The sequence below is a fragment of the Haladaptatus cibarius D43 genome, from assembly GCF_000710615.1.
GTDB classification, from domain to species: Archaea; Halobacteriota; Halobacteria; order Halobacteriales; family Haladaptataceae; genus Haladaptatus; species Haladaptatus cibarius.
In genome coordinates this window covers 216,538-233,538 of the sequence record NZ_JDTH01000002.1, presented here as the reverse complement: position 1 = coordinate 233,538, position 17,001 = coordinate 216,538, and the positions used below count along the sequence as shown (strand labels likewise).

Below are 17,001 nucleotides of genomic sequence, written 5' to 3'. Positions count from 1 at the left end.
AATAACCTCGCCAACAGCCGAATCGAGTCAGTAGTCGAGGTCGTCGGTGTAGCGGTCGAGGAGGAGGACTGCCCCACCGCCGACGAGTGCGGCGAAGACTGCACCACCGAGAACGCTCGGCGTCCACGCGAACGTATCCGCTATAAGTAGTCTCTCGATAGGGAACCGAAGCGCGCCGACCATCAGACTGACGAGGAAGGTGAGTGTTGCCGCGCGATAGTGGTCGAGCGCCCACGAAACGGCCTTCGAAACGGTGAGGATACCAATTCCTGCACCAACTACGAACGTGATGACGACCGCGCCCGGCGCAACGAGAGCATCAACGGAACCGCCGTTGAGAAGGCCGACGACCGCGTCTTTGAACCCGTGCAGATTGTTCGAGAGGTACTTGTACTGTCCGAGGAGCATGAGGATGAGCGCACCCGAAATCCCCGGAAGCACCATCGCACTGATAGCAATCACACCGGTGAAGAACACGATTGGAAGCGGTTGGGAACCGCCACCCTGCTCCACCGCGCCGGCCACGAGAAACGCGAGGGTAAATCCGGCGATGGCCGCGCCGATTTGGCCCGGCGTCTCGACTGAAACCTCGTCGTAAAGAACGATGGCCGACGCCGCAATGAGCCCGAAGAAGAAGGCAAAAAGGAGCACCGGAACCCGTTCGCTTGCGAGCGTTACCAATCCGGTGACGGTCAGGATTGCGGTTGCGATTCCGGCACCGAGGGCAAGCAAGAACGGCAAGTCCATCTCTTCGAGCATCGCCAGAACCTTTGCCCGTTCGTCCGGGTCGTGTATCTGGAACACGCTCGTTACAATTTTGGGATTGAACGACGCGACTGCCGAAATGAGTCGCTCGTAGATTCCCGTGATGAGGGCAATCGTCCCGCCGGAGACGCCGGGCACCGCGTCGGCGGCACCCATGCAGATCCCCTTCAGGTAAATCGTCAAGAGGGCGCGCATTGCTCCGGGATTTCCGGGCCAATCAAAAAACGATTCCCATCCACGCTCGACGGTACTCGATTCTCGCTCGTCTCTCGTCACTGCTGCTTGCTACGAGAAGCATGAATATGAGGATAGGGGCCGGAGAGACGAATTAAAAGAACTGCTGTTCAGTCGCGTCGAGCGATGACCAACGTCGCCGCATACGCACCGACGAGACTGCCTCGCGTCAGCGGCGACGCGGGGCCTGGAAGCGAGTTCGACTCGTTTCCGGTCGAGTTGTTGCCGACCGACCCGTTTCCGGCGGACGAGTTGTCTCCCGTCTGATTGCCGGGGTTACTCGGGCCTGCGGAGTTGTTGCCGGTCGAATTGTTCGCGCCTTCCACCGGAATCGTCTGCTGTTGGTCAACCGACACCGTGACGGGGCTGTCGTCCTCGCCGAGCACTTTTGCTTCCGAAACCTGTGCCGTGCCGTTCGTGAACTCGAAACCGTCCTCACCAGCGGTTTGCGGCGTTCGGAACTCATATGGCCCGGCCGCACGGACGCTGACGTTCGTGTAGCCTTCGTCAGTTCCCCACTGGTCGTAGCCAGTCGTGGAGTACGGCAGGGTCATCGTGAACTCGCCGTTCTCGTCCGTTTGTGCCTTCTGCGTGTAGGTGAACGCGCTTCCGGTGTCCGTCTGCATCCGAACCGAGGCGGTGATGTTGGTGTTCGCAGGCCCGGTTCCTTCCACCGTCGCACCGTCAACTCGCTCGAAGGTCTTCACCCACGATGGCGACGTGCGGAAGTAGTCCTGTGTGGAGATCCCCGCTTGTTGAAGCAGTCCCACTCGCTGGCTAAGCACCTGATAGTGCGACGGAACCTGCGTCGATTGTGACTGGCTTTCTTTCACGACGCGGTAGTGTTCCATCGCGGAGATGCGCTCGCTCGGGTACGGCCCGATGCCGCCGATTTGCGACGTCGGGTCGTTCTGGACGTACTCGCGGGCTTTCTGCATCGTGTCGAATCGCTTTACGACCGTGTCGTTCGCGTTCTGCGAGAGGGCACTTGGAGCAACCTTGACGGGTTGTCCGTTCTGTCCTTGCGTCGTCTCCCAGTCCAGCACGATTGGTCTCGGTTCGACCGCGCTTCCGTGATAGCGGTACAGTCGAACCATCTGGCTGTCGTAGTACGGTTGTTTGTGTTGAGCGATTCGGCTCCGCTGCGTGTAGACGTACTCATAATAGTCACCCGATGAGACGCCGTCTTTGAACACCGTCGGCGCGAAGAACTTCACGTTCCCTTGCTGGCCGTTCGTTTCGACCATCTTCCAATCGACCATCACGTACTTGGTCTGCTCGTTTTCGTCACCGAGTTCGTTCAGCACTTCGTTCGCCTCGGATTCGTTCTGGGCGAGCAGGTAGTTTGCGGCCGTGGTTGCACCTTCTTGGAACGGGTTAGCGTTCGGGATTCGCTCACCTTCGACCGTAATCCAGTGACCGTAGTCCCACCACGACATGACGCCGTAGCTCCCCTCCGGATAGTCGTAATCGCCGTCGCCTTCCGTGTAGGTGCCGTAATACTCCATTTCGTTTCCGGCACCGCCGTAGTTGCCTTCTTCTGGCGTGTTCGTCTGCATCCACTCTAACGTGCCATCCCACTGGGTAACAGCACCGGGCGCGGTGCTGTTACCGGTCTGGGCCGCGGTGGCCGTCTGGCCGTTGCCGACCTGCACCGGCATGACCAATCCGGGGACGACGAGCATGATAACGAAGATAACTGCCAACACCTGATACATCTCGACGTTTCGAATCGTATCGCGCGTCGTACTGTCGAATCCGACCGCCCCGAGAATCCATCCGAGGAGGTAGGCGTTCAGCACCGCGACCGGAACCGCGAGATAGTAGTTGAATCGAACCTGCGTGAACGCGGCGGCGGTGATGAAGGCCGCCCAGACGAGGATGAGCAGTTTTTCGGCCTCGTGTTCGTCGGCCGACACCGCACGCCAGACCATCACCAGCGCGCCGAGAATGGCGGTGAAGAACATCAGGCCGTACTGCGGGATGACCGCCGACGAAAGCGACTGTGACCCTTGCAGGAACGGTTGTGCTTCACCGATGGTTCGCTGTGCCGCGCCCGCGTTGAACCCGACGAATCGAACCAGATTATTCTGAATCAGGTTGAATAGGTTCGGGAGCGCGACGTAGACGAGCAGGGTTCCGATGGCGAGAATGCCGAAGATGGCGACCGGATACAGCATCGGCGAAACGTCTCGGTCGTCCCACTCGCGCGCCAACCACGTCATGAATCCTGCGCCAATCGAGACGGCGAACGCCATGAGCGGTTGGAGGATGGAGAACTTCGTCGCGCTGAACGAAATCGTCCCGAGCGGAACGAGCAAAAGGAGACCCGTCACGCCCATGCTGACCGACGCGACGAAGGCGAGATGGTCTGGACTAATGCCGCGGACGTAATCCGCGGTCAGTTTCAGCATGAAGAAGACGCCGAAGATGCCGATGAGGAGAATTCCCGGCGGCCACGTCCAGAGGTAGAGCGCGGTCGCAACACCTGCGAGGACGCTATAGCCGAGTGGGCGGCGAACCGCCGCGAAATCACGGTCGGCCAGCAGCTCGAAGACGGGACGTTCCCGTTCGGCAACCGAGACGGCGACCATCATTGCCAGCACGGCGAGCGTCTGGAAGAACGGTTCCACGACGTTGTGGTCGGCGAATCCGACCAATCCACGGCGGAGGAACTCACCCGGAATCAATGCGAGGATGAGGACGCCGAATACGCCGCCGAGACGACCACCGAGTCGTTTTCCGACATAGTAGGTCGGAACTGCGACGAGCGTGCCGAACACCGCTGGGGCGACCAGTAGCGTCAGCGCAACCGTCTGCTGCGATGGGACACCGAGGCCGACGATTAGCGCGGCAGTTGCGACGAGTTGGTCGTAAAGCGTGCCGAACTGCCCGACGCTCGTCCCTTGGGGGTAGTACGTCCACGGGTCGAACGGCATCGTCGCGGGCCAGTTGTTGACTGTGTACTGTACTTGTCGGAGGTGGTACCACGCGTCGTTACCGGCGAGAAACACCTCGCCGTTACGGGTGAACCTGTCGTAGGACTGCAGGCGAACCCACAACATGAATCCCAGCAAAAGCGCGAGCGCAGGGATGTGGTACCAGTCTTCTATCTGGTCGAGGACGGAGTCAGCGAGATTGGAGGACTCCTCGACCTGTTCTGTGCCTTGGCTCATCGAGTGAAAGGTCTGGCAAAGTGGGGATAAGCCTTATGATGGCGCTCTGGTGGTTACCAATTTAAGAAGCGTCTCGGGATGTATGTTTCGAGTCGAGAGCCATCCAAAACACTGCCAACAGTAGTCCGAATCGCTGGACTCACGACTAGCAATACACCTACGTACGTTGTCGCACCGACTGTGAGCAGTATTCCGAGGTCGAACCACGACTGAACGACTACGACACGACTAACTGCAGAGACGACGAGAAACATTATCACACCGGTACTCACCTGTACGCACAGTGGACGCGGAACCAGTTCCACTGATGGAACCTGTCGCTTCACGACGTACGCGGTGAACACGTAGATGAGGCTCTCCGCGACGAGCGAGGAAATAACGACCCCAATCGGGCCGAACTGGAGCGTAAGAATCACTCCGAGAACGATGTTGACCGAGAGTGCGATACCGGACGCGCGCATGTTCACGTCCGGTCTATCGATACCGTTGAGCGTTTGAATCAACGGCGTCGTCTGCGTCGCGAGAAACTGGTACGCCGCTATGCTAGCGATGAGTGATGCTCCGAGGGCGTACTCCGATCCGTACACCGTCACAACGAGCGCGTTCGGAATCGCCAAGGCACCGAACAGGATAGGAACCGCGAACACGCTCGAAAACGCAATCGCGTTCGTCACCTCCTGACCGACCGCCTTCCCCTCGGTCCAAAGCCGACTCACCCGGGGCATCAGACCACTTCCAGCCAGCGATGCAACGAACGTCGCCGGAACCGTCAACTGGGCCGCGACCTGATAGTTCGCCGCCGTCGCCGGTACCAACAGTATGCCGAGCAAAATCATGTCGAGACGACTGTACAGATTCATGAAGAGGTCAGTTGGGATGCTATACCGGGCGTACTGAGCGACACTAGCGAGCGTATCGAGCGACGGTATCGCTGGTTTCGTCTTGATGAAGTAGAAAACGATGGGAAACGTCAGTACTGTCGCACCTGCAAGACCGTAGACCATCCCGTCCGCGCCGTAGCCCGCGAGAGCGAACACGAAAAGTGCCTGTAACGGAAGTGTCAGATACGACCGGAGTGCATCAGCCCACGTTGCGAGTCCGACCTGCCCCCTCGCCGTGAGGATGCGATCGAACGCTTCGTAGTTCGACTCGGATACGAGCAAGATTACGAACAGTAGCGGTCCGATAGCGAGGCCGCTATACGACCGAATGTTGCTGGCCAACAACAACGCTGTGACTGCGGCGAGGAGAATCCAGGCTGCGTTGAAGAGGAATTGCAAACCGACGATTTCTCGTCGCTTGGTCTCGTCATCAGCAAATCGTTTTTTGCTCGCTGTCGCCCACCCCATCAGCGGCCGGTCTGCGAATTTCACCAAACCGAACAGCAGGTAGTATCCACCGAACGCTCCCGGACCGAGTTCCCGAGCAAAAAAGATACTAGCGACGAACCCGACCGCGGCCATTGCAAACTTGGCAATTGCCGCCTTCCCCGTCTCGCCACCAAGGCTCACATCAGTCGCTTCGGTCATACGTCGTCTCCACGATGGGCGGCACGTTCGAGTGTCTTGGCCGTCATCGTGTGCTCGAACCGCGCTTTGGTTGCCGGAGCATCTTGACCACTCGTTCGACTAACCGAGGCCAATCGAGTGCCGGAATGGTAGCACTGGCAAGTAAGTGATTAGGCATAACCGAGGTCTTCTAAATGTTCGACCACCGAATCCGAGACGCCGTCCGACGAGGCCGCTTCGAAGTCGAACGACTCGACCAGTTCCGAGAGTTTTTGTTGCCACTCCTTGTCGCCGACGAACCCATCGAGCGTCTCGTAATGGTACTTTTTTTCAGCAATTCCATAGCAATCTCGGTCGTATTCGTCCGGGTCGCCACCGACCTTCTCGACGACCTCTCGCCGACGCTGTGCCAGCCCTCGATATTCGACTAGCCTCGCGTCGCGGTTCGTAGACCGGAGCAAAGAGGCTCCTCGCGGACTCGACACGTCGAGGTTTGCGATGTCCGCGACTGTCGCGTGAACATCCACGAGGCTGGCAACGCTCTCGGGGTCCGGAATGTCAACGTCACCGGAGATGCAAAGTGGGACGTGGCTCACTTCCGGACGAATCCCAAGCCAGTGCAGCCACGCGCCGTCCTCGCCGAGCATCTCGCCGTGGTCCGCGACGGTGATGACCACGTCGAAGTCTTCCCGAACCGCTCGGAATATCTTTTCGTACATGTCCGACTGGTATCGGACGGCGTCATCGTATGCGGTGCGCGGCCACTCCGGGTCGTCGTAGCCGCCGGTCAGCGACGGCCGCCGTTTGTTTATTTCGGGTCGCTCGACTGTTTTGTACTCCTCCGGAGGGTCGTAGGGGGCGTGCGCTTCCATGAGATTCAAGAAGAGAAACTCCCCGTCCGCGTCGAAGTTCGACTTCCGGACGTACTCCAACGCCCGTTTGCTCCCTTCGTCTTCGTGCGAAATGACGCCGAGGTCGTTCAGTTTCATCTTGGCCCCGTACTTCAACGACGGAACCGTGTCGGAATCGTCAGTGAGACACTGATAGAGTGCTTTGACGTACCGTGACGGCCCGTCGTCCTGATGTTTCGAGATGAACGCCCCCCAATTGAACGTGTCTTCGTTCGGGATTTGTTTGACGCGCCACGACACTTCGAGTTCGTCGAACCCTTTGTCGAAGTTGAAGTTTGAGGACATGTAGATGTTCGACGTGAACCCTCGCGTCCGATAGCCGTTCTTGGCCAACTGTTCGATGAGGGACGGTTCAGTCGCCGGGAAAAACTCGTTCTTCTTGTTTACGGGCAGTTCGCTTGGGTACTTCCCGGTGAACATCGAAGCGTGCGCCGACGCCGTCCAGTGACTTGTACTCCATGCGTTCTCGAACCGGGTACCGGAGAGCCAATCGAAGTGTTTGTCGAAGTAATCCTTGCGAAGGGTATCGAGTACAATGAGTGCAACGTTCGTCATTAGTTATCCTTTACTTCAAATAGCATCCACGAAGTCCCAGACTCGGTTTCGCTACAGCTATGATTTATTCCTCCTATTGTCTCATCTGGTACAATAACGTTTCCGTATCGGTCGGCAGATGCGACTCCGATTGGCCGGAGAAGCGCGAAGTCCCGCTAAACGTATCCGAGGTCTTCCAGTCGGGACACGATGTCATCGTCCAAGTCGTACTCTTCGTCTTCGACCTGCCGATGGTCGCAGTCCGCGACGAGTTCGGCGAGACGCTGTTTCGGATTCGCAAAGGGTTTCGGCCCGCATTCGCTCCAGCCATCCACCGTCTCGTATCCGTAGTAGTCGCCGGAAACAAGCCCGTTTCGGTTCTCGTTCACTCTATCTGCGTCCTCTAATCCTTCGTTTCGCAGTCCGCGATAGTTTGCTTTGCGTAGTCCGTGGAACTCAGTCAAGAACTCCTCACCATCGAGTTCCCCGAGCAGGTTCCGTCCGCGTCTGTTCGACTCGACATCGATACATTCCACCAACGTTCGATGAACATCGCAGAGATTCACGGCTACATTGCTCTCGCCGCTCGCCCCGTCTGCAGTATATATCGACAGCGGAACGTTCGTGAGCTCGGGATACAGGCCGAACATATGCCCCCAATTGCCGTGTTCACCGAGCAGTTCACCGTGGTCGCTGACGGTGACGATGACGTCGAAATCCGCTCGAAGTTCTTCGAATAGTTGCTCGTACACGTGCGAGAGATACCGCGCGCTGTCATCGTACGCTTGCTGGATGTCAGACGGCTCAGCGTCCGGACTCCCTACCGTTGCGGGGATAGTATCCACGTCTACCTCGACCGTTTTGAACGGTTCTGGTGGATGGTAGGGTGCGTGTGCTTCCATGAGGTTCGCAAAGAAGAACTCTCGATTACCGAAATCAGTTTTTTGAACAAGGGAAATCGCGCGTTCGCCACCGTCGGAGACGTCCGTCTTCCCGAAACCCATATCGCGGAGCTTCAATTTCGCGCCGTGCTTCAACGACGGAATCGTCTCGTAATCGCCGAAAAGACACCGTTTCAGCGCGATAGCGAACCGTTCCGATCCCATGTCTTTGGACCCTGCGATGAACGTTTCCCAGTCGAACATCTCTTCACCCAACTCTTCGAGACGGAACTCCCCGTCGAACTGCTGGAATCCCCGGTGAGCGTCGAACGCGGGCGAGATGTTCGGGTTTGCGCTGAACGCTCGCGTGGTGTATCCCGCGTCTGCGAACTGTTCGGCAAGCAAGGATTCCTCACAGTCGAATCGCTGTGAGTTGGTGTAAATGCCGACTTCGCTCGCGTACTTGCCGGTGAACAGCGAGGCGTGAGCTGGTGCCGTCCAGTGGCTCGTACTCCACGCGTTCTCATACCGGCGTCCCGGAAGCCAGTCGAAATGCTTGTCGAACGCATCTTTCCGGAGCGTGTCTAGCACGACGAGTGCGACGTTGGTCATTGGTGTCTCCCGTAGCGAATAGTGTCTACGAAGTCCCAGACACCGTTCCGCCACAGCCAGTCGTTCAATCGGCCTATCGTCGTATCCGGTACGATAACGCGTTCGTATCGGTTCGGATACGCGGCTTTTAGTCGCGCCTCCAGTGTCTTGTCGATGGTCGCCCGCGGCTGTTCGGGATGCGTCATCCGGACGTCATCGCTGTACCGACACTCGCCGTCGGCGTCCCGTTCCATCCGCCAACCAAATTCGGTGTCGTCGCGCCAGCCGGCGTACTCACTGTCGAACCCTCCAACAGCTAGCGCCGCGTCTCGGTCGAAAGAGAGGTTACAGCCGACGTACTTACGTTTTCCATTATAGGTTCGGCCGCCGTCTACTCTGCCTTCTAGACAGGCGAGGTCGGGTTGCGTATCGAACTCGTGTGCGACGGCGGAGAGCCACCCCAAATCCGGGCGGCAGTCGTCGTCCGTGAGGGCGACAACTGTCGCGTTCGCGGCCTCGATTCCGGCGTTTCTCGCTTCACAGATATCGAGGGTTGCATCGTTCACGACCAGTACTTCGAACGAATCGAAGGTCTGGGATTCGAGACACTTGACGACTTCGGCGTGGCTGTTGTCGGGAATCGTCGGAACGACCACCGAAACCCGCGGGTCGGTCGCAGTGATCGGACGCTCTATCGCCATTTTAGTCCTCCTCGTCCGTTTGACAGACGGCGTTCCACAGTCCGCTCTGGAACGATTCGTAGCTGTATCGTTCAGCCCGTTCCTGAATCGTGTCGCTATCGTAGTTCGACGGGTCGAACGCTTGAACGGTTTCTTGAATCGACTCCACCGTCGATTCGAACAGTTCGCCAGTGACGCCTTCTTCGACCTGATATTTCGTGAAACCCTCGTTCACACCAAGGAGCGGCTTTCCGGCCATCAGTGCCTCCGCACCAACGAGTCCGAAATCTTCCTGTACTGGTGCGTAAACCACACCGGTCGAACGAGCGACGAGCGATTCGATGTCCTCGACGAATCCTCGGACTTCGATATTGTCGTGACCGCGTGCGATGCGTTCCAGTTTCTCCCTCTCCGCCCCGTCACCCGCAATGACGAGTCGCTCGTCCAGTTCGGTAAACGCCTCTGCAAGGAGCGGCATTCTTTTTTCGGGCGCGAGTCGTGACCACGTGACAAAGTATCCATCGTCGCCTTCGTTGCGCCAATCTCCAGTTACGGGTGGATAGACGACTTTTGCGTCCCGGTGATAGTACCGCTGAATCCGGTCACGGATGAGTTCGCTGTTCGCAACGAACGTATCGACGAAGTCGTTCGCTTCCTTGTCCAACGCGCGCCACCACTTCGCGTAGGTCTTCAGCGCGAACCGAACGCCGGGATAGTCGAATGATTCCATCCGGTCACGATAGAGGTCGTACAGCCATCGCGGTGGACTGTGTGGATAGTGGATGATCGTCTGGTCAACCGTCGGAACGTAGTGTTTAGACAGGGGCGCACTCTCCAAAACCACGTCGTACTGTGTGAGGTCGGGATGCGCGTCGGTCATGTCAATCGCAACAGAAAGCGTTTCAAATGGGTTCGACCCCTCGTTTTTCCATGCGAGGAGATGTTTCGACAGACCACGTGCATACTTTTCTTGCTTGATAGGAATGACACGCACGTCGTCCGGAATCTCCGTGCCTGGGTACACATACATCGTATAGATTGGAGCATTCAGTGTTCGAGCCGCCTCAATGGCGAACTTCTCACCGCCACCGATTTGCGGAAAACGGTCATGAAGAATAGCGACAGAAGGCGAAGCATCGGACTTGGAATCCTGCGAAGTCGAATCAATGTCGCTCATTCGAACGCCTCCCGCAGTTCCTCATCAATTTCCCACGTTCCATCACCCTCTCCACGCAACAGTTCCAAACTCGCGCGGAACAGCGACACCTGCGCGTCGAAAATCGCGTACAGTGGTTGCAGTGGGCCGAGTTGATCGTTTCCACCCAGTCGAACGAAAACCGCGAGCGCGCTGGGGACGACTAACCCGAACGGGCCTGCCGCAACCAGCACGGCACCAGTCAGCAAGCCAATCCCCAACGCGACCAACCACGGTGAAACTATCATGAACCACCAGTTGAACGGAAGCACGAATCCGCCGTAGTTGCCGTGCTTGCCGAGAGCGTCACGGTGCTGGAACAGCAGCCGAATTAGACCCATTCCGCGCCGGTCTTTCTGCAATCGTCGCTTTTTGAAATCGGAGTGTGAGGCCTCGCTGTATCGGATGTCCGGGTCGAAGACGACGCGCTTTCCGTTTCGGCGAATCTTCAGCGCGAGTTCGGTGTCGTCCGCGAGCGAGTTCGGGTCGAGGGGAACGATAGCGTCGTTTTCGAACGCGGAGAACGGCCCGTGGAAGATGAGCGTCGAATCGAGATGTGATTCGAGCGTTTGGACGTGTGCCTGCACGCCGCGATAGCCTTCTTCGACTTCGCTTCCACCGAGAACCTCTGCGTTCTGTCCGGTAACCGCCGCAATTCCGGGGTCAGCGAGATTCGCCGCGGCAACGCGAAGCGCGTCGTTTGCGACGAACGAGTCGCAGTCGGTTTTCACGACCATCTCGTGTTTTGCGGCGGCGTAGGCGTCGTTGAGCGCCGGGGCGAGGCCACGGCGCTCTTCCTCTTCGATGAGGGTCAGTTCGGGATGTTTGTAGTCGCCGAGATACTCCCGAATCAGGTCGGGCGTCTCGTCGTCGCTCGAATCGACGACGACGAGTTCGACTTTCTCCATGGGGTAGTCCAGTTCGAGGAGGTCGTCCAGTTTTTTCTCGATGATGTCCGATTCGTTGTACGTCGGGAGGACGATGCTCACGCTCGGCTCTGCCTCCCGCTTTTTTGCGGGCGAGCCATCGGGACGAATGAGTCCGTATAGGCCGAGAAATGCGAGATAAGGGATTGCAGCGACCGCGACGACGACCGCGGCAGCCTTCGCAAGCCGGTTCATATTCGGTGGTTGGGCGGTTTGTTTTAAACATCTATGGATTGTCCCGGTCGGAAATCCGAGAGGAAAAGGTTGGGCTTTTAGCCCCCGGTGTCTATCTCCCCGACAATGCCCGACTCCGAGGACGTGTGCGTACTCATCCCAACGCTGAACGAAGCCGAAACTATCGGTGACGTTATCCAGGGGTTTCAGGAGCAGGGCTTTTCGAACGTTCTCGTGGTAGACGGCAATTCGGACGACGAGACGCAGGAAATCGCACGAAATCGCGATGCTCGCGTCATCGCACAGTCCGGAGTCGGAAAGGGCCAAGCGGTTCGTGAAGGCATCGAGAACGTCGAAACCGAATACGTCCTGATGCTAGACGGCGACGGCACGTACAAACCGGAAGACGCAGACGTAATGCTCGAACCGCTGGACGACGGCTACGAACACGTCATCGGGAACCGATTCGCCGACATGGAAAACGGGTCGATGACCAAACTGAACCGGTTCGGCAACCGAATCATCAATCAGGCGTTTTCGGTCATCCACGGCCGGGATTTCGGCGACATTCTCAGCGGCTATCGGGCGTTTTCCCGAAAGTCCGCGGAGCGCGCCTATCTCACGTCCGACGGATTCGGCGTCGAAACCGAACTGGCGGTCGAATGCGTGAAACACAGCGTTCCGACGACGGTCGTACCGATTACCTACGAAGAGCGCCCCGACGAGTCGGAGACGAATCTCCACCCGATTTGGGATGGCGGGGACATCATCATGACGCTCTACCAGTTGGCCAAAACCAACAACCCGCTCTTTTATTTCGGAAGCGTCGGATTTTTCTCCATCCTCGTCGGCCTGCTCGTCGGCGGCTACGTTGGATTCGAATGGTTCCTCGCCACACCTCGACGGAGCCACGAAGTCCTCGCCGTCGTCTCCGGAGTCGCCATCATCTTCGGCGTACAACTGCTTATGTTCGGCGTCCTCTCGGATATGATCGTCACGCTTCATCGAGAACAGATGCGGCGGATGGACGAACGGCGATAAAATCTCCGTTCTCGTTTTTCTGTTTCTTGCTTTTGCTTTCAATCTCTTGTTTTCTCTTCCCGTTTTTCGCGGGAGTTAGGCAATATCCCGGCTGGTGTCGATAGCGACCGATTCGGTGAGTTCGAGTTTGATGGTTTCCGGAAGCGCGCGCCCGCCACGGAACTTCGGCACCGCCAACCGGTTTTCCACTCGGTCGCCCGAAATCTCAGTGTGCAGTTGGAACACCACATCGACGGCGTGTTCCGTGATATCGCGTTGGTCGGGGACGCTCCGGCCGTCGAGACAGTGGAGTACGGCGAGGCTGTCGGTGCCGCGAACGTGACTCTGCAAGTCGTGGAGGAAGTTCCGGTATCTGGTCGGGTCTTCGCGTTCGAGCAGGTCAACCGGGTCTACGACGAGCGTCGAGTCGCTCGGCAATCGCTGAAACAGTCGCCGGGCGTGGTCTAAGGGAGCATCGCCGGGTATGTAGCGAACTTCGGGCGTTCGCCTGTCGGATGCGCGCCGAAACTCCGCGCTCACGGATTCCTCGGTGCGGTCGGTCGTGAGATAGAGCGTGGGGCGACTCGACGTGAACTCCGACAGGAGGAGTTCGGCTTGGCTCGCGGGGGGCGCACAGAGAGCGACGGTGCTCCCCGGTGGCAGTCCTCCCTCAAGTTTCCGGTCGAGCACCGGAACGCCGGTCGAAAGTCGCTCTCCCATAAATACGACAACTCCGACAGCGTTCATAAGTGTTTGGACAGGATAGCCGACGCGAGGGCATCGTATGCCCGAGCGACTGATTCGTCGGGAAGAACGGGCGGGCCAACGTCGGGAATCGTCGCCAAAATCGGACTGTCGAGCAATCGCTCGATGCCGGGCGGCGGGCGCTCCGTTTTGGTCACGACGCAACCCACGATGGGCGTGTTCAGCGTGCGCGCCATCGCCGCGGTTTTCGCCGTGTCGCGGAGACAGGCGGGGTCTGGCGTCGTCACCAGCAGAACGTGGTTCACAGCGCGGAGTGGCGTGACGGCGTCCGGCCCTGCCCCGGCGGGACAGTCCACGAGAACGTGGTCTGCACCATTTTCGAGTCGGGAGAGTGCGGCGGGGAAATGAACCTCTCGGGTTCCGGATTGCGGAGCAGGAACCACTCTAACCCCGGAAAGTCCGGACGGTTCGGGCGGTGGGTGCGTAACGTCCTCGATACTGCCGCCGTTTGCGACCGCCGCGAGTCCCGGTTCGCCGTCCACTTCGGCGAGCAGGTGGAGGTTCGGCATGTCGAGGTCGGCGTCAACCGCGAGCACCGACCGACGAGTTCTACCGAATGCACCGGCAAGACCGAGCGTGGTCGTCGTTTTTCCACAGCCTCCCTTTCCCCCTGCAATGGCGAGCATACCGCGATTGGTTCCGCCATCCGATTTAAAATTCGGGGCGACCCGTGGCTTTCAAGACTGGTGGTGACGCCTGTTCAAACGATGCGGGACGACCACCTCATTGATACGAAACAACTCGCGCGCGAGGACATCGAAGCCGTCCTCGACCGCGCCGCCGAAATCGACGCCGACCCCTCGGCGTTCGCCGACCGACACGCGGGGAAACTGCTCGGTCTGCTGTTTTACGAACCGAGCACTCGCACGAAGATGAGCTTCGAAACCGCCATCAAACGCCTCGGTGGGGACATCGTCGATATGGGTTCCGTCGAATCGTCCAGCGTGAAGAAAGGCGAAACCCTCGCCGACACGACGCGGGTCATCGAGGGCTACGCCGACGCGCTCGTACTTCGCCACCCGAGTCAAGGCGCGGCGAAGATGGTGAGCGACTTCGTTGACGTTCCCCTGCTCAACGCGGGCGACGGCGCGGGCCACCATCCGACACAGACCTTGCTCGACCTCTACACGATTCGGGAGAACGCCGGACTGGACGACATCACCATCGGCATCATGGGCGATTTGAAGTACGGGCGGACGGTTCACTCGCTGGCGCACGCGCTGACGAACTTCGACGTCCGTCAGCACTTCATCAGCCCCGGCAGTCTGCAACTCCCACGGAGCGTCCGGTACGACCTCCACGAGTCGGGTGCGAGCGTCCGCGAGCACACCGACATCGAGGACGTGCTCCCGAACTTGGACGTACTCTACGTGACGCGCATTCAGCGCGAACGCTTCCCCGACGAGAACGAATATCGGGAGATTGCTGGCGAATACCGTATCGACATGGAGACACTCGAAAATGCGACGGACGATTTGACCATCATGCACCCGCTTCCCCGCGTCGATGAAATCGCGCCCGAGGTGGACGACACGGAGTACGCGACCTACTTCGAACAGGCGCACAACGGCGTCCCGGTGCGGATGGCGATTCTGGATTCCATGCTGGAGGAACAATGAGCGACCACGAACTTCGCGTCAGTAAGATTCGAAACGGCACCGTAATCGACCACATCCGCGCCGGACAGGCGCTCAACGTCCTCGCCATCCTCGGCATCGACGGAACCGACGGCGAGGCAGTGAGCGTCGGAATGAACGTTCCCAGCGACCGGATGGGACAGAAAGACATCGTGAAAGTCGAGGGCAAAGAGTTGAGCCAAAACGAGGTGGACGTGCTGTCGCTCATCGCCCCCGACGCGAGCATCAACATCATCCGCGAGTACGAGGTTGCAGAAAAACATCGATTAGTGCGTCCCGAGGAAGTTGTCGGTATTCTCTCCTGTCCGAACAGCAACTGTATCACGACGAAAGACGAACCCGTCGAGTCGAAATTCGAGGTGCTTGCGGACGGCGTCCGATGCGAATACTGCGACACGATCATCCGAACCGACCTCGCCGCACATATCAGCGTCAAGTGAGAAACGGCGGCTTAACCCCCAAACTGGCCAAAACGGTCGATTTGGTTTATGCCGTCTCTCGGATTTGTGGCAGTATGAGAGTCCCAGTCGACCACCGGATCACTGTCGTGTCTGTGCTCGTTTTATCGGTTCTCCTCGCACTCTCGGGAGTAACACCGCTCGCTGGCGGCGTCGGTTCGACGCCGAACGCGAAACCGGCCGTCGGCGACAGTTACGAAGCGAATGGCCAAGTCAATCAGTTCGGGCAGTTCGGCCAACTCGGCCAGTACAAAGTCTCCATCGACAACGCGACGATTCGAACGTGGGCACTGCGAAACGCCACGGTGCGAAACGCCACGGTGGATACCGTTCGCGTTCGGAGACTGCAAACGGATGATGAAGTCCGCCGGAACGTTACACTGCGCAACGTCGATGTCGCCGAACTCGAAATCGAAGAAGGGGAACTGAACAACGTGACCGCACAGCGAATCGTCGTCAGAAATCGCTCGATTCTCGATATTCCGGGCGGCGACATCTTCGACCCGGGCGTGAGAGACCGTGTTATCGAGCGAACCGTCCTCGCTAACGTAGTCGTCGAAGGTGCGAACCTCGACGCGCTGACTGTGGAGAACATGACCGTCCGAAACGTGGAGGTGCCAGAACGTTCCGATGAGTCACCGGTTTCGTCTGCCGCGACAGACCCCTCGTCAGCACCGCGACCCGACGTCGTTATTCAAAACGGAACCGCGGAATCGGCGGTCGTTCGAAACGCGACTGCTGGGGAGTGGTCGGCGGAGGAAGTCGATAGGGGAAGCGAAGGACAGGAAACCGCGACGAGTTCGCCCGGAAACGGCTCCGACAACGGGAATGGATCCAACACTGGAGGCGGCTCCGACAACGGTAACGACTCCAACACTGGAAACAACTCGGACAACTAAAACAGATTTTTCGTGTCTATTTCTACTGTTTCGGTTTGCGACCCATCCGAAAACGCATCGCCAGCCAGTCGAAATCGCGGAATCCAAACGTCTTCGCGGTCTCGGATTTCGAGTCCCGGAACGCCCCCGAAAATCAACCTAAATTTTTCCGATGCGGTTTCGTCTCCGTCCGACTCCGAAATCGTGAGTTCGACGGCCTCGAAATGCGCGTCGTCCCACGACCCGAGAGATTCCTCCACCGCGCTTCCGTCCGGATGCAGTTCGACCCGAAACCCCCACGGGGTCATGACGAACGTTCGTCTCCCGTCGCGGTCGCGCACCGACCACCCCGTGTTCTCCGCTCGGTCACAAATCGCGTCGAACTCGCACGTACAGAGTCCGAGATGGTCGAAATGCGGCTTTTGTCCGGGTGCGACCGTGACGTTCGCGTAGCCTCGCTCTGCGTCCTGAAGACGTAGGCGAAAGTCCTCCGGAATCGGTTCGTCTGCATCCAGCGCGTGAGATTCGCCATCGATGTGGCCGAATCGGTGGTTCAGCGGCAAACCGACTTCCGAAAGTCGTCGCTCTGCGCGGCCGACGTCCGGCGTGTTGAAGTGGAGATGAAAGAGTCTCGTCGGGGTGTGCATACCCCGATAGTTGTTTACGGC

Annotated in this window: 15 protein-coding genes; 4 read left to right on the top strand and 11 right to left on the bottom strand. The window is 58.6% G+C overall.

Translation table 11 applies throughout. From position 1 onward, the window contains the following. Positions 1-27: 27 nt before the first annotated feature. From HL45_RS06380 to HL45_RS06345, 8 genes are all read right to left on the bottom strand, one after another. Positions 28-960 (bottom strand): DUF368 domain-containing protein, encoded by a 933-nt coding sequence (locus HL45_RS06380; RefSeq protein WP_049970312.1) that lies wholly within the window; start codon positions 958-960, stop codon positions 28-30. A gap of 149 nt (positions 961-1,109) precedes the next feature. Further along, positions 1,110-4,175, bottom strand: coding sequence for an oligosaccharyl transferase, archaeosortase A system-associated (locus HL45_RS06375; protein ID WP_049970311.1), 3,066 nt, complete (start codon positions 4,173-4,175; stop codon positions 1,110-1,112). 53 nt (positions 4,176-4,228) lie between these two features. Then, complete coding sequence (locus tag HL45_RS06370) at positions 4,229-5,704, bottom strand: oligosaccharide flippase family protein (RefSeq protein ID WP_084156814.1); 1,476 nt, start codon at positions 5,702-5,704, stop codon at positions 4,229-4,231. Between the two features lie 149 nt (positions 5,705-5,853). Next, on the bottom strand, positions 5,854-7,149 hold the full coding sequence (locus HL45_RS06365; RefSeq protein ID WP_049970309.1) for a sulfatase-like hydrolase/transferase: 1,296 nt from the start codon (positions 7,147-7,149) through the stop codon (positions 5,854-5,856). A 155-nt stretch (positions 7,150-7,304) separates the two neighbouring features. Next, positions 7,305-8,621 carry a sulfatase-like hydrolase/transferase gene (locus HL45_RS06360; protein ID WP_049970308.1) on the bottom strand — a complete coding sequence of 439 codons (1,317 nt, stop codon included), beginning with the start codon at positions 8,619-8,621 and terminating at the stop codon, positions 7,305-7,307. Further along, positions 8,618-9,301 carry a glycosyltransferase family 2 protein gene (locus tag HL45_RS06355; RefSeq protein ID WP_049970307.1) on the bottom strand — a complete coding sequence of 228 codons (684 nt, stop codon included), beginning with the start codon at positions 9,299-9,301 and terminating at the stop codon, positions 8,618-8,620. Before HL45_RS06355 ends, HL45_RS06360 begins: the two co-directional genes overlap by 4 nt. A 1-nt stretch (position 9,302) precedes the next feature. Continuing rightward, the gene (locus HL45_RS06350; protein WP_049970306.1) at positions 9,303-10,457 is read right to left on the bottom strand and encodes a glycosyltransferase; all 1,155 of its coding nucleotides are present in this window, start codon (positions 10,455-10,457) and stop codon (positions 9,303-9,305) included. Then, positions 10,454-11,596, bottom strand: a complete 1,143-nt coding sequence (locus HL45_RS06345; RefSeq protein WP_049970305.1) for a glycosyltransferase — start codon at positions 11,594-11,596, stop codon at positions 10,454-10,456. Before HL45_RS06345 ends, HL45_RS06350 begins: the two co-directional genes overlap by 4 nt. A gap of 105 nt (positions 11,597-11,701) precedes the next feature. Between HL45_RS06345 and aglJ the strand changes: the two genes are divergently transcribed. Continuing rightward, positions 11,702-12,616, top strand: coding sequence for an S-layer glycoprotein N-glycosyltransferase AglJ (gene aglJ / locus HL45_RS06340; protein WP_049970304.1), 915 nt, complete (start codon positions 11,702-11,704; stop codon positions 12,614-12,616). 75 nt (positions 12,617-12,691) lie between these two features. Here the strand turns inward: aglJ and HL45_RS06335 are convergent, their stop codons facing one another. Continuing rightward, positions 12,692-13,315, bottom strand: a complete 624-nt coding sequence (locus HL45_RS06335) for an RAD55 family ATPase (RefSeq protein WP_049970303.1) — start codon at positions 13,313-13,315, stop codon at positions 12,692-12,694. 23 nt (positions 13,316-13,338) lie between these two features. Then, positions 13,339-13,986 carry a MinD/ParA family ATP-binding protein gene (locus HL45_RS06330; protein ID WP_049970302.1) on the bottom strand — a complete coding sequence of 216 codons (648 nt, stop codon included), beginning with the start codon at positions 13,984-13,986 and terminating at the stop codon, positions 13,339-13,341. Between the two features lie 81 nt (positions 13,987-14,067). Between HL45_RS06330 and pyrB the strand changes: the two genes are divergently transcribed. The 3 genes from pyrB (at position 14,068) to HL45_RS06315 (ending at position 16,354) form a co-directional block, all read left to right on the top strand. Continuing rightward, complete coding sequence (gene pyrB / locus HL45_RS06325; protein ID WP_049970301.1) at positions 14,068-14,979, top strand: aspartate carbamoyltransferase; 912 nt, start codon at positions 14,068-14,070, stop codon at positions 14,977-14,979. After that, positions 14,976-15,437, top strand: a complete 462-nt coding sequence (gene pyrI / locus HL45_RS06320; RefSeq protein WP_049970300.1) for an aspartate carbamoyltransferase regulatory subunit — start codon at positions 14,976-14,978, stop codon at positions 15,435-15,437. Before pyrB ends, pyrI begins: the two co-directional genes overlap by 4 nt. A 74-nt stretch (positions 15,438-15,511) precedes the next feature. Further along, positions 15,512-16,354 carry a hypothetical protein gene (locus HL45_RS06315; protein ID WP_049970299.1) on the top strand — a complete coding sequence of 281 codons (843 nt, stop codon included), beginning with the start codon at positions 15,512-15,514 and terminating at the stop codon, positions 16,352-16,354. On the opposite strand, the gene HL45_RS06310 is transcribed toward HL45_RS06315, so the two are convergent. Next, positions 16,351-16,980, bottom strand: a complete 630-nt coding sequence (locus HL45_RS06310; protein WP_049970298.1) for a hypothetical protein — start codon at positions 16,978-16,980, stop codon at positions 16,351-16,353. The genes HL45_RS06315 and HL45_RS06310 overlap by 4 nt on opposite strands. Positions 16,981-17,001 lie beyond the last annotated feature (21 nt).

Excerpts from the sequence above, each read along its gene's own strand:
- HL45_RS06370 (WP_084156814.1), bottom strand. The coding sequence starts at position 5,704 with ATGACCGAAGCGACTGATGTGAGCCTTGGTGGCGAGACGGGGAAGGCG.
- HL45_RS06380 (WP_049970312.1), bottom strand. The coding sequence starts at position 960 with ATGCGCGCCCTCTTGACGATTTACCTGAAGGGGATCTGCATGGGTGCC.
- aglJ (WP_049970304.1), top strand. The coding sequence starts at position 11,702 with ATGCCCGACTCCGAGGACGTGTGCGTACTCATCCCAACGCTGAACGAA.
- HL45_RS06330 (WP_049970302.1), bottom strand. The coding sequence starts at position 13,986 with ATGCTCGCCATTGCAGGGGGAAAGGGAGGCTGTGGAAAAACGACGACC.
- HL45_RS06350 (WP_049970306.1), bottom strand. The coding sequence starts at position 10,457 with ATGAGCGACATTGATTCGACTTCGCAGGATTCCAAGTCCGATGCTTCG.
- pyrB (WP_049970301.1), top strand. The coding sequence starts at position 14,068 with ATGCGGGACGACCACCTCATTGATACGAAACAACTCGCGCGCGAGGAC.
- HL45_RS06345 (WP_049970305.1), bottom strand. The coding sequence starts at position 11,596 with ATGAACCGGCTTGCGAAGGCTGCCGCGGTCGTCGTCGCGGTCGCTGCA.
- HL45_RS06375 (WP_049970311.1), bottom strand. The coding sequence starts at position 4,175 with ATGAGCCAAGGCACAGAACAGGTCGAGGAGTCCTCCAATCTCGCTGAC.
- HL45_RS06365 (WP_049970309.1), bottom strand. The coding sequence starts at position 7,149 with ATGACGAACGTTGCACTCATTGTACTCGATACCCTTCGCAAGGATTAC.
- HL45_RS06360 (WP_049970308.1), bottom strand. The coding sequence starts at position 8,621 with ATGACCAACGTCGCACTCGTCGTGCTAGACACGCTCCGGAAAGATGCG.
- HL45_RS06310 (WP_049970298.1), bottom strand. The coding sequence starts at position 16,980 with ATGCACACCCCGACGAGACTCTTTCATCTCCACTTCAACACGCCGGAC.
- HL45_RS06355 (WP_049970307.1), bottom strand. The coding sequence starts at position 9,301 with ATGGCGATAGAGCGTCCGATCACTGCGACCGACCCGCGGGTTTCGGTG.
- HL45_RS06315 (WP_049970299.1), top strand. The coding sequence starts at position 15,512 with ATGAGAGTCCCAGTCGACCACCGGATCACTGTCGTGTCTGTGCTCGTT.
- HL45_RS06335 (WP_049970303.1), bottom strand. The coding sequence starts at position 13,315 with ATGGGAGAGCGACTTTCGACCGGCGTTCCGGTGCTCGACCGGAAACTT.
- pyrI (WP_049970300.1), top strand. The coding sequence starts at position 14,976 with ATGAGCGACCACGAACTTCGCGTCAGTAAGATTCGAAACGGCACCGTA.